Origin of the sequence: Paenibacillus sp. Soil522 (assembly GCF_001428245.1) — a bacterium.
Classification (GTDB): Bacteria; Bacillota; Bacilli; order Paenibacillales; family Paenibacillaceae; genus Pristimantibacillus.
In genome coordinates, this window is the sequence record NZ_LMRV01000045.1 from 18247 (window position 1) to 31664 (window position 13418).

Here is a 13418-nt window from a genome sequence, read left to right on the forward strand (position 1 = left end):
CGCAGAGCAATGAATTTAGATAATTGTCCACGCTGCGGTAAGCTTTTTGCCAAAAACTTTAGAGACGTATGTCCGGTATGCATTCGTGAAATAGATAAAGAGTATGAGCTTTGTGCAAACTATTTGCGTGAGTTCAAAAATTCGATTATTACTGAGGTATCGGAAGCTACTGGAGTTACAATCAAGCAAATTACGAAGTTCATCCGCGAGGGCCGTATTTCCATTGTTAATGCGCCGAATATGGGGTATCCATGTGAATCTTGCGGAACGATTATTCGTGAGCAAAATCTTTGCGACAGCTGCCGTGAGCGCATAGAGAAGGACAAGAGACATATGCTCGAAAGTCTGGCGAAGAGTGAAGAGTTGAAAAGAGCTTCTAAAACAATGGTCGTATACAAAGGATTAGACAGATACAAAGAAAAATAAGCGAATTCATGCTAATATGACCATGACTATAAAATTTCACTTGACTGAAGCCGATAATACTTGTAAAGGTAATCGGCTTTTTTAGTTCCTGTAAATAATGAGGTGGAAAAAATGAAAATAAACAAGACGAATCGTATTAGCGCGATTAATCCGTACCAGAAGCATGCGGAAAACAGAGCAGGCGGTACAGGTAAAGCAAAGCAGAAGGACGAGGTCCAAATTTCTGCTGCTGCCAAGGAGATGCTGACGACGAGTAAAGCAAGCGGAACGGACAGAATAGAGCATATAGAGAAGTTGAAAAAATCGGTATCATCGGGCACCTATTATGTGGAAGCGGGCAAGATCGCCGAGAAGCTGCTTCCCTATCTGAAGGAGTAGTCATCTAAATGAATGAAAACATCCAGCAAATTCTAATGATTTTGCAAGAGCTATTAGACGAGCACCGGCAGCTTATTGAATACGGCAATGCAAAGACAACGGCCATTACCGCAAACAATGTGGAGACTCTTTCGTATATTTCGGGCAAAGAGAAGAAGAGTCTTCAGCGCATACTGGAGCTTGAGCAACGGCGAATCTTTCTGATCGGAAAATATATGCTGGATCAAAAGCTGACGAGCCACCGTTCCTTCAAAATGGAGAAACTGATACAGGCTGTTTACCATGCCAATGAGAAGCAGCAGCTTCAGGCTGTATGGCATGAACTATCGGCTGCTCTTAAGAAGCTTCAAGATATTAATGAATTTAATCAGCAGCTCGTTAAGATGACTTTGGAGCATTTGCATTTCACGCAGGATTTGCTGCTCGGTGAGGCTGAGGAAGAGGCGACCTATCATCGGGCTGTGCAGGGTATGGCCTATAATCGAAGCAGTCGATTTAATACGAGAACTTAAGAAGAGAGGTCAACTGCTATGGCATCAACATTTCATGGGTTGGAAACGGCAAGGCGAGGCTTATTTACGACGCAATCGGCTCTAAATACTACCGGACATAATATCGCGAATGCTAACACAGCCGGTTATTCGCGCCAAGTTGTAAATATGACTGCTTCTAGACCGATAGATGCCGTTGGATTCACGAAATCGGCAGCGGCTGGCCAGCTTGGTACGGGTGTCGAGGCAAGCGCAATTACGCGTGTCAGAGAGAAGTTTCTCGATAATCAGTACCGCAATGAATATAAATCGCACGGTAATTTCACTGTACAGCTGGATACGCTGGAGAAGCTGGAAGGCATCGTCAACGAGCCGAGCGATACGGGCATAAGAACAGTGATCTCTAATTTCTGGAATTCATGGTCCGATATGAGCAAAAACCCGGAAAACGCCGACGGCCGGAAAGTCGTGATGGAGCAGACGATGGCTATGGCGGATGCTATTAATTATACTGCCAAGCAGTTGACCGATTTGAAGGATGACTTGACGGAAAATGTTGAGATCAATCTGAGTACCGTCAATTCGCTTACTACAAGCATTGCTCAATTAAATAGCGAGATTCGCAGAATTGAAGGCTTGGGCGACAGTGCCAACGATATGCGGGATCAGCGGGATTTGCTTACCGACCAGCTCTCAGGGCTGGTTAACATCCGGGTAGAGGATCAGGCAGACGGGTATAGAATTACGATGGGCGGCGCGGAGCTTGTTCAAGGAACGACTTCGAGTCCATTAGATATTGGGGCTATAACGACTGCATTTGATTCAGGCGACCTGAATAGCGGAACGATTTACGGTACCATTCTTTCGAGAGATCATTTCGTTGATGGCTACATAAGCGAGCTTAATAAAATGGTTCAAACGATGGCGAGTGGTGAATTTGAGGTCACGCTGCCAAAAGGATCGGTTTTGCCTGATGGCACGATTATCAATGGGGTGACATACACAGGGGCGGACCGTACGCTGGCCGATGATTTGGCCGTTACGGTCAATGGCTTGAATGGCCTGCATCAGCTGGGATATTCATTAGCCGGACAGGAACCGGGCTTGCCTTTTTTCACGGACAGCACAGGCGGAACCAGCGGTTTAACCGCAGGCAGCATCACTCTAAACCCGGCGATTGCAGCTAATTCAAATTTAATCGCATCATCTATGCGCGTTACTATAAATGCAGATGGCTCGGAAACGGTAATTAGCGGTAACAATTCGTTAGCTGTGTTGTTTTCGCAAATGAGAGACACCCGGTTAGACTTTGATTCAGGTGCAGGCGAGGATATGAATACAATTGACGCGTATTTCCGTTCCGTCGTGGGACAGCTTGGCGTACAAGCGGCAGAAGCAACCCGCATGCAAGCCAATCAACAAATCATCGTTGAGCAAGTGGATTCCCGCAGGCAATCGGTCAGCGGCGTATCGCTCGATGAAGAAATGTCCAATATGATTAAGTTCCAGCATGCATATAACGCGGCCGCAAGAAATATGACAATGATTGATGAAATGCTGGATAAAGTAATAAACGGGATGGGCCGAGTAGGTCTTTAACCATTAAGAGAATGGAGGTGACAGGTTATGTCATTCCGCGTGACACAATCGATGATGAATACGCAGATGCTGCGTAACATAACGAACAACCTGGGACGCATGAATAATATGCAAAACCAGCTCTCGACAGGCATGAGGATCAATAAGCCCTCAGATGATCCAGTCGGTATTACGTTCGCGCTTCGTTATCGCAGTGAGCTTGATTCGAATGACCAGTACATAGACAATGTAAGCTCAGCAATATCGATGCTGGAGTACACGGATACCACAATCGGTCAAGCCGGCGATGTTATGCAGCGTGCCAAAGAGTTGTTAGTGCAGGGTTCTAATGGAACCTTGGAGCAAACAAACTTGGACGCCATTAAAACTGAAATTTCCCAGCTTTACAATCAAATGGTCGGAATTGGGAACACTCAATTTAACGGCAAGTATATATTCAATGGTGAAAATACGGTTGAGCAGCCTTATCCTACGATGACCCTAGAAGAATCGGCTGATCCTTTGGCTACTCCACCGATGCTTAAGGCGTATCATGTCACTTCGGATACCGGTACTGTTAAATATGAATTGTCTTCTGGGATGAGCATGGCAATAAACATTACGGGGAACGAAGTGTTCGGTGAACCGATAAGCAGTGAAGGGGATACAGGAAGCGACAATATCTTTCAGCTCTTGCGCCGTGCTTATGATACGTTATCGACAGGCGATAAGGAAGGGGTATCTGACTTAATAGGGCAAGTGGATACCCGTATGAACACGATGTTAACGAAGCGTGCGGAAGTAGGAGCGAAGATGAATCGAGTAGAACTCATTCAAAATCGATTAAACGATATCGATATTAATCTTCAAACCGTTAAATCGAAGACAGAAGACGCAGACATGGCTAAAGTCATTACGAACATGAAAAATGAAGAAAATGTTTACCAAGCCTCTTTGTCAGTAGGGGCACAGATTATTCGTCCAAGTCTCGTTGACTTCTTAAGATAGGGGCGGTCGGCATGCAGATTCCACAAATTCAAATTCGGCAGCAGTACGCACAAATCTATATAGATGCAGATATCGGAAAACAAGAGCTGCAACAGCCTCAAGCTACTGTGGAAAGGGAGCAGATTAAGCCAGAGCAGCATTTTACCACCTCGAGAGGACAGCTTGAAATTAATCAGGATCCCGCGTGGGATGCGCTAGGGATAGGCGATAATTTGAAGACGATGAGTAAAATTTATTCCATGTCTTCTGAAATGGCTCTGCGCGGTCTCGCTCGAATCGTCGAGAATGGCAACCGTTTGGCGGATATTCATTTGGGCGGCAATCCGATTTCAGATATGGCCGGAGATTGGCAGCGTACTTACCCGGAATTTGATTTCCGAGGGGAAGCTTCTTACGATAATGTAGATATTACTTACACGCCGGGAGAGCTGACAATTGAAACAACACCTGGCCGAATCAATATGAATGTGGAAGTAAACCGACCTAGCCATCATTATGAACGCGGAAAGCTTGATATCTATATGAGCCAATATCCAAAGGTGGAAATCATACCACCGCAAATTAATGAGCTTTTGTAATAGAGGAATTCCAGTGAAATCAAACTATAGACCATCTGTAACCTATCAGGTATACGTGGTCTATAGTTTTATTTGTGAGAACGGGGTTATATTATAGGGAGGTTTTATTTTGAGCATCGAATCAACCGTGTATCATTTCGAAAATGGCATTCCTGGCTTTGAGCATTTACAACAGTTTGCGTTCTCTGAGATCGAAGGAGAGCTGCCGATGAAGCTTATGAAATCCGTTGAGGATGAAGAGATCTCTCTTCTAATAGTCAGTCCCTTCTTCATATATCCGGAATATGAGTGGGAATTGTCGGAATCTTCAAAGCAAGAACTATTCATTCATACTGAAGCGGATATAGAGATATGGTCAATCATTACGATTCCTTCAGAACCTATGCAAGCAACAATCAATTTGATGGCTCCACTTATTCTCAATAAAAATAAAAAAATAGGGAAGCAGCTCATCCTTCACGAGAACCATTTCAGCTCGCGCGCCCCGCTCATTAGAGCTTAAGGAGGGAATCCAATGTTAGTTCTATCCCGAAAAAGTAATGAATCCATCATGATCGGAAGCAATATTGAGATTGTCGTGCTTGGAGTTGATGGCGATACGGTCAAATTAGGCATTAGGGCGCCAAGAGAAGTGGATATATACCGGAAAGAAATTTACATGGCGATTCAAGAGGAAAACCGTGCAGCAGCGACCAACCCAATAGCATTTGATGAAGTTTCGAAATTATTTAAAAAATAACCAATTTTTTAATAAAGATCTATAAAAAAATGGAATGATCTGCCGATATATATAGTAGCACGGAAGATAGGGCGGCCGACCTAAATCCGTAAGCTTCCGCAAGGATGCGGAAATTCGAAAATTCAGGGAGGAAATATCAATGCGTATTAATCATAACATTGCAGCACTTAACACTCACCGTCAGTTGTCTACTAACACAGCTAACCAAAGCAAGTCTATCGAGAAGCTTTCTTCAGGACTTCGCATTAACCGCGCTGGCGATGATGCAGCTGGCCTTGCAATCTCCGAAAAAATGCGTGGACAAATTCGCGGTTTGGAGCAAGCAACTCGTAATGCTCAAGACGGTATTTCGTTGATTCAAACAGCTGAGGGTGCATTGAACGAAACGCATTCGATTTTGCAGCGTATGAACGAACTTGCAACTCAAGGTGCTAACGGCACTTTGTCCGCTACAGATAGAACAGCAATTGGTGATGAAATTACCCAATTGAACAGTGAGATCGATCGTATTTCTACTTCAACTAAATTTAACGGCCAAACTCTATTGGCTGGTACTTTTGGTTCTCAATTGGACACGACTGCATCAGGTATTGGAGTTGGCAATGCCGGTGTAACCGCTATTGATATTAGTGGCGCAACTGCATCTACTACATATACAATAGCTGTAGGTGCCGTTGGTGGCGCTGGTACTGTTATGTTAGATGATGGCAACGGAAATGTTCAAGAGGTTGCTTTAGCCGACAATACAGCTGGAGTATTAGATTTTGATAAATTAGGCGTTAAGATTTCTGTAAACAGTACATGGGATATTGCTACTCTGGCAGCTGCTAGCGTTGGTACAGGAACAGGCACAATTGATACAACTGCATCTGCAGCAGTTAATATTCAAATTGGATCTGAGAATGCAGCGGCACAAAAATTAGGGATCTCGATCAGCAAGATTGATGCGACGTCTCTGAGTACTGCAGGTGTTGACGTTTCTTCCTCAGCGACTGCAGCAACAGCAATGACTACAATCCAAAATGCTATTGATGTGGTATCTGCTCAACGTTCCAAATTGGGCGCATACCAAAACCGTCTAGACCACACAATCAACAACATCAGCACAGCATCCGAGAACCTGACTGCTGCTGAATCCCGTGTGCGCGATGTAGACATGGCGAAAGAAATGATGGAGCAAACGAAAAACTCAATTCTTGCTCAAGCTTCCCAAGCGATGTTGGCTCAAGCGAACCAACAGCCGCAAGGCGTTCTGCAATTGCTTCGTTAATCTTAAACAAACATGGAGAGACCCTGATATTTCTAGGGTCTCTTTTCTTTTTTCTAATTAATTGATCATCTATAGCCGATATATAAAGTAAAAGAAACGTTGGAGGTTGATTTGTGATGAACATCAATACATCGGCTACAGGCTCAAGCGGATCTGTTGATCGTGTAGCTTCAGGAAGCAAATCGTTTGAACCGGTCACAGATCCAGTACTTGTAACGGCACCTCATTCTATACCGGCAGTCTCTACCTTCACGAATGTAGATGCGCTTAAGAAGGCGGAGCTGCGTGGAGATAACTATACGGTTAGTGATGAACAAGTTGTAAAAGCGATTGAGCGGGCTATTAAAGCGATGCAGGGAAAGGCAACAAGTCTAGAGTTTTCGATACATGAGAAAACGAAATTGATTGCCGTCAAAGTTATCGATAGTGAGTCAGGTGAAGTCATACGTGAAATCCCACCTGAGAAATCATTAGATTTTGTCGCTAAATTATGGGAGATGGCTGGGATATTAATTGATGAAAAAGGATAGCTTTTAATAAGGAAGGGAGTATAAATTATGCGTGTAAGTGGTCTGGCTTCAGGTATGGATACCGATGAGATAATTAAGTCACTAATGAAAGCACAGCGAATTCCAATGGATAAGCTGTCTCAGAAGAAGCAGTTACTAGAGTGGAAACGCGATGATTACCGAACACTTAACAATAAGATATTGGAGTTCCGTAACGCTGCATTTGATATGAAACTTGAGTCAAGTTATTTAGCCAAGAAGGTAACTTCATCACAAGAGAGTATCGTATCGGTAACAGGCTCCCCAGCAGCAAATGAAGGACAATACACACTCAACATCGAGAAGCTGGCTAAATCAGCTTCTTTAACCTCAGGGGATTTGACCGGCGCTGCTAGTAGTACCAAGACAATTGGAAGTTTAGGCTTAGTCAGTGATACACAGTTAAAAATTACTGGGGAGAAAGGCATAAAATCAATAAATATAAAAACCGGTGATACGATAGAGCAGCTTGTTACGGCTATTAACAATGAATCGGCTTCTACAGGCGTAAAGGTTTCTTATGATTCGACAATGGATAGACTTTTCTTCAATTCTTCAAAAACGGGAGAGACATCAAAAATAAATCTAGAGTTAGTGAATGGTGAAAGTATAAACAATATTCTTGGTGTTGAATCTAAGGATGGGGCCCAAAGCTTTGCATCTAAAAGTTCATTAGTCAATGGGGCATTGGTTGGTACATCAGTATTCACGGTTAATTATGACAATATTAATTATGACTTCAATGTCACCAATACCACTACCGTCGGTGATTTAGTAGACCAAATGAATAATGATTTGAATGGGGCCGGAATTAATGTCTATTTAAATAGCAGCGGGAAATTATCTGTATATAACAGAGATACAACCAAGACCGTCTTTTACTCGGATGATCAAGGCAGCTCTGTAGTAAATGCGTTAGGCCTCGACGCTATGACAGTGAATAATTCCATTACAAGTGTTACGGGTTCAAATGCTAAGGTCCTCTTTAACGGCATTGAAACGGAATACGATTCTAACACATTTTCAATTGTAGGCATGACTTTTAATGCCAAGCAGGTGAGTGCCACCACTGTTGATATAGGTGTATCGCAAGATGTAGATACCGTTTTGGATACCATTAAGAAATTTGTTGAGAAGTACAATTCACTTATTGATGAGGTGAATAAAGAAGTAATAGAGAAACGAGATCGGGATTATCAGCCGCTTACTGATGCAGAACGTGAAGATTTGGATGATGATGAGATAAAGAAGTGGGAAGAACGTGCTAGAAATGGGATGCTCGCGAACGATGGAATAATAACGGGTGGATTAAACTCACTTCGTCGTGGATTATCTGATTCAGTAAGTGGACTCCCAGTGGGACAATTAAAAAGTCTGGCTGAAATTGGTATATCAAATATTAATATAAAGAGTTCTACGATCACTGGCTCTTATGCTGACCGTGGGAAACTATATATAGACGAGACAAAGTTGAAACAGGCGCTGACTGATAATCCGGATGAAGTTATGGCTTTATTTACTACAAATGGAGCGACCGAATCGACTGACGGCATTGCGACCCGATTGTACGACAAAGCATCGGCACTCTTTAATCAAATTACGGAGAAAGCAGGCGCAACAGCTTCAGTCGAAACTACTTATTTAATGGGGAAAGAGAATATTCGCTTAACGAAGCAATTGTCGAATCTAGCTGACCGCTTAGATGATCTGGAATCACGATACTACAAGCAGTTCACAGCAATGGAAACCTATCTTAGCCAAATGAACTCTCAAAGCGGATGGCTATCCCAGCAATTTAGCTCATAGGAGGCTTCAACATGCAACTGCAACAGCGTAATAAATATTTAGAAACGACAGTGCAAACGGCTTCGCCTGCACAATTGCTCATTATGCTCTTCGATGGAGCTATTCGTTTTTGTCGTCAGGGCATTGCAGCGATAAAAGACAAGAATCATCCAGACGCAAACACGAACTTGTTAAAAGTTCAAGAAATCATTAATGAATTTATTATTACAATAGATCGCAGTTCCCCGATGGCCGACAACTTGCTTCGCTTATACCAGTATTTTAATACCCGTCTTTTCGAAGCAAACGTGAAGAAAATAGTAGAACCAGCCGAGGAAGTGTTAGCTCATCTATTGGATCTGAAAGAAACCTGGATTCAAGCTGCCAAACAATACAATCAGTTAGCGGGACAAGCGAGTGGAAGCACTCCTAAAACAACTCACTCATCTGTCGTCTAATCTAATGGAGCGATTGAGCAGCTGCGGGCTTGAGGATATTGAAACCTATATGCAGGAGCGGGATTTAATCTTTGCTGAACTTCAGCGGCTTAATCCTGCTCCTGATCAAGCTGCAGCCTTGCGCCCTCAAGTATTGCATATTGTGGAGATGGACACCGTCATCACAGGCAGAATGACGGAGCTGCGCGATGAAGCAAAACGGGAGATGGACAAAATCAATCGGGGGAAACGCTCCAAGTCGATGTATGAGTCAAGCTCATATGGAGACGAAAGTCTATTCTTCGACACGAAACGATAAAGAGAAAAATTTGCATAAAATTTCATCTTTCGACATGATACGACAACCCTGAATGCCGCTAAAAATCTCAAATGAATTCGCTTACAATAAATTGTTTGACAATTCCGTGAAGTGGGTGTTATAGTCAAATTGTGGGTTATACAATGAGATGCCTCACAGTATTTGAAGATGAAGGGAATGTTTGCACATGCAAGGTAAAGTTAAATGGTTTAACGCAGAGAAAGGTTATGGATTTATCGAGACTGAGCAAGGCGGCGACGTATTTGTTCATTTCTCCGCTATCCAAACCGAAGGTTTCAAAACACTTGAAGAAGGCCAATCCGTGGAATTCGATATCGTTGAAGGCGCTCGTGGACCACAAGCTGCTAACGTAATTAAATTGTAATTATTCGGCTGATCCAGCCAACCTATATTTTGGATCATAAAACAAGCAATTACACAAAGCTCCGGGTAACCGGGGCTTTTTTTTGTAACGGAAAATGTTGTGATGGAATAAGAAAAACTCAGCTTATTGCTTCAGGAATAATGTTTTTTTGCGGCTGCGACAAGTCTACTTCCTCTAAATTAATTTTATCTGAATATTCCAAATAAAATAAAAACTATTTTGATCTAAGCGCTCACATATGCTATAATAAGACCATGTAAAGGAGGAGTTCCCCATGAACTACAACATTCGAGGTCAACACTTTCAAGTAACAGATGCATTGAGAGACTACGTCGAAAAGAAACTCAACCGATTGGACAAATATTTCGAAGCACCAATCACCTCCGATATTAACGTTACACTATCGGTCACTAAAGGGAAACATGCAGTTGAGGTGACCATTCCACTCATCGGCGTTATGCTCAGAGCCGAGGAGAAAAGCGAGGATATGTACGCATCGATCGATCTTGTAGCGGATAAACTCGAACGACAAATACGTAAGCATAAAACCAAAGTAAATCGTAAGTTCCGTCAAGGAAGCGGCGTACGCGCCTTGTTCAAAGAGGACGGCTCAGCAGTGAGCGTTCTTGAGGAAGAGGATGATCTGGAGCTTGTACGTACTAAGCGCTTTGCACTTAAGCCTATGGACGTAGAAGAAGCGATTTTGCAAATGAATATGGTTGGACATAATTTTTTCGTATTTTCGAATGTAGACAACAAAGAAATTAGTGTTGTATACAAACGCAGCGATGGCAAATACGGTTTAATTGAGCAAGGCTAACAGCAATTATACTTAACTCAACGAGCCTTTTCTCCTTTTTGGAGAGAGGCTTTTTCTTTTACAAGTGTCCTCGTTGCGGCAGTGTCGACAAACTGATACAATTTAATGCAAAGAGGCGTCATTACGAAAGGGGAATTCCATGCTCGGATTAGTGAAGAAGATATTTGGTGACCATAACGAGCGCGAGGTAAAACGGCTCCAGCGGACGGTAGATGAAATAAATGCGATAGAATCGAAATTTACGTCTTTATCCGATGAAGCGCTGCGCGCTAAAACAGAGGAATTTAGAGCGAGAATTGAAAAGGGCGAGACGTTAGACAACATTCTTCCGGAAGCTTTTGCAACGGTCAGAGAAGCATCCAAGCGTACGCTTGGCATGCGTCATTTTGACGTGCAGCTGCTCGGTGGTATCGTTCTGCATGAAGGCAAGATTGCGGAGATGAGAACGGGCGAAGGTAAGACGCTCGTGGCGACGCTTCCGGTTTATTTGAATGCGCTGCTTGGCAAAGGCGTTCACGTTATTACGGTCAATAACTACCTGGCACAGCGTGATAGCGAGCTGATGGGAGAGCTATACGGCTTCCTTGGCATGACAGTTGGCTGTAATCTGCATGGTTTGTCACATGATGAGAAGCAAGTAGCCTATGAATGCGATATTACGTACGGTACGAACAATGAATTCGGATTCGATTATTTGCGTGACAATATGGTGCTTTACAAGGAACAAATGGTACAGCGCCCGCTTTATTTTGCCATTATCGATGAGGTGGATTCCATTCTAGTCGATGAAGCGCGGACGCCGCTTATTATTTCCGGCCAAGCTGCCAAATCGACAGAGCTTTATTTTGCTGCTGACCGCTTTATAAGCCGTTTGAAGCCCGAAGAGGATTTCACGATTGATATTAAGCTGCGCAGCGTTATGCTGACGGAATCAGGCGTGGAGAAGACCGAGAAGGCTTTCCAAATTGAGAATTTGTTCGACCATGCGAATGTGACGCTAAACCACCATATTCAGCAGGCGCTGAAAGCTAACTTTATTATGAAGCGCGATGTAGACTATGTTGTTGAGGAAGAAGAGGTCGTCATTGTCGACGAATTTACCGGCCGTCTTATGTCTGGACGCCGCTATAGCGATGGCTTGCACCAAGCGATTGAAGCGAAGGAGCAGCTGAAGGTTCAAAACGAGAGCATGACGCTCGCGACTATTACCTTCCAAAACTACTTCCGTATGTATCGCAAGCTGGCAGGTATGACTGGTACAGCGAAAACGGAGGAAGAAGAGTTCAAGCGTATTTACGGGCTTGATGTAATTCAAGTGCCTACAAACCGTTCTATGATTCGTAAGGATATTGCGGATGTCGTGTACAAGTCCGAAAATGGTAAATATAAAGCGGTCGTTGATGAGATCGTTCAGCGTCACAGCAAAAACCAGCCGGTGCTCGTGGGTACTATATCCATTGAGAACTCGGAAAAGTTATCGGAAATGCTGAAGCGCAGAGGCGTGACGCACAAGGTGCTCAACGCGAAGTTCCATGCCGAGGAAGCGGAAATTATTTCGCGGGCGGGTCAAGCCGGCGCTGTGACAATTGCAACGAACATGGCTGGCCGCGGTACGGATATTTTGCTGGGCGAATCGGTTCCTGACCTTGGCGGCTTGCACATTATCGGTACGGAACGCCATGAAAGCCGCCGGATCGATAATCAGCTGCGCGGTCGTGCGGGACGTCAAGGGGATCCTGGCTCTTCGCAGTTTTACTTGTCGCTTGAGGATGAGCTGATGCGCCGCTTCGGTTCGGAAAATATTATGGGCATGATGGAGAAGCTCGGACTTGATGAGGATCAACCGATCGAGAGCCGGATGATTTCAAGAGCGATCGAATCGGCGCAGAAGCGCGTTGAGGGCAACAACTTTGACATTCGGAAAGTCGTGTTGCAATACGATGACGTGATGAATCAGCAGCGTGAGGTTATTTATAAGCAGCGCCGCGATATTCTTGGTTCGGAGAACATCCGCCAGGAAGTTATGGACATGATTAAGCCGGTCATCGAGCGCATCGTTGAAGCGCACTGCGCGGAGGATATTCCGGAGGAATGGGATTTGCAGGCGATTGTAGATTATGCGCATGCAACCTTCCTGCAGGAAGGTTCTTTGACCAAAGAAGAGATTTGGGGCAAAGAGAAGGAAGAGATCATCGACTACATTTATGAAGAAGTCGTTGCTTCTTACGATGAGCGCGAACAAGAGCTCGGGCCGGAAATGATGCGCGAGTTCGAGAAGGTCGTTGTGCTGCGTGCCGTAGACAGCAAGTGGATGGATCACATCGATGCGATGGATCAGCTTCGTCAAGGTATCCATTTACGCGCATACGGCGGCACAGATCCGCTTCGCGAATATCAATTCGAAGGCTTTGAGATGTTCAAGGAAATGATTGAGCACATTCAAGAGGAAGTCGCAAGATACATTATGAAGGCGCGCGTAGAAAGCAACCTGGAGCGTCAGGAGATAGCTCAAGGCCAAACGACGACGACGAGCGGCGGCGGAGAAGAGGCCCAGAAGCGTCCGGCGAAACGCGAGGAACGCGTAGGCCGTAACGATGCGTGTCCTTGCGGCAGCGGCAAGAAATACAAGCTGTGCCACGGCAAGTAAGGAACAGCG

16 protein-coding genes are annotated in these 13418 nt (G+C 44.3%); all 16 read left to right on the plus strand.

Features of this window, described 5'->3' with window-relative positions; genetic code table 11:
* Positions 1–9 precede the first annotated feature (9 nt).
* The 16 genes from ASG81_RS15200 to secA all read left to right on the plus strand — a co-directional run bounded on the left by ASG81_RS15200 (position 10) and on the right by secA (position 13409).
* A complete protein-coding gene (locus ASG81_RS15200) occupies positions 10–426 on the plus strand; it encodes a TIGR03826 family flagellar region protein (protein WP_056635761.1) in 417 nt (138 codons plus the stop codon).
* Between the two features lie 111 nt (positions 427–537).
* Positions 538–804 carry a flagellar biosynthesis anti-sigma factor FlgM gene (gene flgM / locus ASG81_RS15205; RefSeq protein ID WP_056635763.1) on the plus strand — a complete coding sequence of 89 codons (267 nt, stop codon included), beginning with the start codon at positions 538–540 and terminating at the stop codon, positions 802–804.
* An 8-nt stretch (positions 805–812) separates the two neighbouring features.
* The gene (locus ASG81_RS15210; RefSeq protein ID WP_056635766.1) at positions 813–1316 is read left to right on the plus strand and encodes a flagellar protein FlgN; all 504 of its coding nucleotides are present in this window, start codon (positions 813–815) and stop codon (positions 1314–1316) included.
* 18 nt (positions 1317–1334) lie between these two features.
* Positions 1335–2894, plus strand: coding sequence for a flagellar hook-associated protein FlgK (flgK, locus tag ASG81_RS15215; protein ID WP_056635769.1), 1560 nt, complete (start codon positions 1335–1337; stop codon positions 2892–2894).
* Between the two features lie 27 nt (positions 2895–2921).
* Positions 2922–3881 carry a flagellar hook-associated protein FlgL gene (flgL, locus tag ASG81_RS15220; protein ID WP_056635772.1) on the plus strand — a complete coding sequence of 320 codons (960 nt, stop codon included), beginning with the start codon at positions 2922–2924 and terminating at the stop codon, positions 3879–3881.
* An 11-nt stretch (positions 3882–3892) separates the two neighbouring features.
* Complete coding sequence (locus tag ASG81_RS15225; RefSeq protein ID WP_056635775.1) at positions 3893–4459, plus strand: DUF6470 family protein; 567 nt, start codon at positions 3893–3895, stop codon at positions 4457–4459.
* Between the two features lie 109 nt (positions 4460–4568).
* On the plus strand, positions 4569–4961 hold the full coding sequence (fliW, locus tag ASG81_RS15230) for a flagellar assembly protein FliW (protein ID WP_235548887.1): 393 nt from the start codon (positions 4569–4571) through the stop codon (positions 4959–4961).
* 12 nt (positions 4962–4973) lie between these two features.
* Entirely contained in the window at positions 4974–5198 is a 225-nt protein-coding gene (gene csrA / locus ASG81_RS15235; protein ID WP_056635777.1) for a carbon storage regulator CsrA, read from the plus strand.
* Between the two features lie 139 nt (positions 5199–5337).
* Positions 5338–6468 carry a flagellin N-terminal helical domain-containing protein gene (locus ASG81_RS15240; protein WP_056635780.1) on the plus strand — a complete coding sequence of 377 codons (1131 nt, stop codon included), beginning with the start codon at positions 5338–5340 and terminating at the stop codon, positions 6466–6468.
* Positions 6469–6584: 116 nt separating this feature from the next.
* Positions 6585–6998 (plus strand): flagellar protein FlaG, encoded by a 414-nt coding sequence (locus tag ASG81_RS15245; RefSeq protein WP_081417364.1) that lies wholly within the window; start codon positions 6585–6587, stop codon positions 6996–6998.
* A 27-nt stretch (positions 6999–7025) separates the two neighbouring features.
* The gene (gene fliD, locus ASG81_RS15250; RefSeq protein ID WP_056635785.1) at positions 7026–8822 is read left to right on the plus strand and encodes a flagellar filament capping protein FliD; all 1797 of its coding nucleotides are present in this window, start codon (positions 7026–7028) and stop codon (positions 8820–8822) included.
* 11 nt (positions 8823–8833) lie between these two features.
* The gene (gene fliS / locus ASG81_RS15255; RefSeq protein WP_056635787.1) at positions 8834–9259 is read left to right on the plus strand and encodes a flagellar export chaperone FliS; all 426 of its coding nucleotides are present in this window, start codon (positions 8834–8836) and stop codon (positions 9257–9259) included.
* The gene (locus tag ASG81_RS15260; protein WP_235548888.1) at positions 9219–9557 is read left to right on the plus strand and encodes a hypothetical protein; all 339 of its coding nucleotides are present in this window, start codon (positions 9219–9221) and stop codon (positions 9555–9557) included. The genes fliS and ASG81_RS15260 overlap by 41 nt, the downstream gene beginning before the upstream one ends.
* 187 nt (positions 9558–9744) lie before the next feature.
* Positions 9745–9942 (plus strand): cold-shock protein, encoded by a 198-nt coding sequence (locus tag ASG81_RS15265; protein ID WP_056635794.1) that lies wholly within the window; start codon positions 9745–9747, stop codon positions 9940–9942.
* Positions 9943–10216: 274 nt separating this feature from the next.
* Entirely contained in the window at positions 10217–10762 is a 546-nt protein-coding gene (gene hpf, locus ASG81_RS15270) for a ribosome hibernation-promoting factor, HPF/YfiA family (RefSeq protein WP_056635797.1), read from the plus strand.
* Positions 10763–10901: 139 nt separating this feature from the next.
* Entirely contained in the window at positions 10902–13409 is a 2508-nt protein-coding gene (gene secA, locus ASG81_RS15275; protein ID WP_056635800.1) for a preprotein translocase subunit SecA, read from the plus strand.
* The last annotated feature ends 9 nt before the right edge of the window (positions 13410–13418 follow it).

What these genes read in the sequence shown, in the direction of transcription:
- ASG81_RS15200 (WP_056635761.1), top strand. Translation starts at nt 10, where the DNA reads ATGAATTTAGATAATTGTCCACGCTGCGGTAAGCTTTTTGCCAAAAAC.
- flgM (WP_056635763.1), top strand. Translation starts at nt 538, where the DNA reads ATGAAAATAAACAAGACGAATCGTATTAGCGCGATTAATCCGTACCAG.
- ASG81_RS15210 (WP_056635766.1), top strand. Translation starts at nt 813, where the DNA reads ATGAATGAAAACATCCAGCAAATTCTAATGATTTTGCAAGAGCTATTA.
- flgK (WP_056635769.1), top strand. Translation starts at nt 1,335, where the DNA reads ATGGCATCAACATTTCATGGGTTGGAAACGGCAAGGCGAGGCTTATTT.
- flgL (WP_056635772.1), top strand. Translation starts at nt 2,922, where the DNA reads ATGTCATTCCGCGTGACACAATCGATGATGAATACGCAGATGCTGCGT.
- ASG81_RS15225 (WP_056635775.1), top strand. Translation starts at nt 3,893, where the DNA reads ATGCAGATTCCACAAATTCAAATTCGGCAGCAGTACGCACAAATCTAT.
- csrA (WP_056635777.1), top strand. Translation starts at nt 4,974, where the DNA reads ATGTTAGTTCTATCCCGAAAAAGTAATGAATCCATCATGATCGGAAGC.
- ASG81_RS15240 (WP_056635780.1), top strand. Translation starts at nt 5,338, where the DNA reads ATGCGTATTAATCATAACATTGCAGCACTTAACACTCACCGTCAGTTG.
- ASG81_RS15245 (WP_081417364.1), top strand. Translation starts at nt 6,585, where the DNA reads ATGAACATCAATACATCGGCTACAGGCTCAAGCGGATCTGTTGATCGT.
- fliD (WP_056635785.1), top strand. Translation starts at nt 7,026, where the DNA reads ATGCGTGTAAGTGGTCTGGCTTCAGGTATGGATACCGATGAGATAATT.
- fliS (WP_056635787.1), top strand. Translation starts at nt 8,834, where the DNA reads ATGCAACTGCAACAGCGTAATAAATATTTAGAAACGACAGTGCAAACG.
- ASG81_RS15265 (WP_056635794.1), top strand. Translation starts at nt 9,745, where the DNA reads ATGCAAGGTAAAGTTAAATGGTTTAACGCAGAGAAAGGTTATGGATTT.
- hpf (WP_056635797.1), top strand. Translation starts at nt 10,217, where the DNA reads ATGAACTACAACATTCGAGGTCAACACTTTCAAGTAACAGATGCATTG.
- secA (WP_056635800.1), top strand. Translation starts at nt 10,902, where the DNA reads ATGCTCGGATTAGTGAAGAAGATATTTGGTGACCATAACGAGCGCGAG.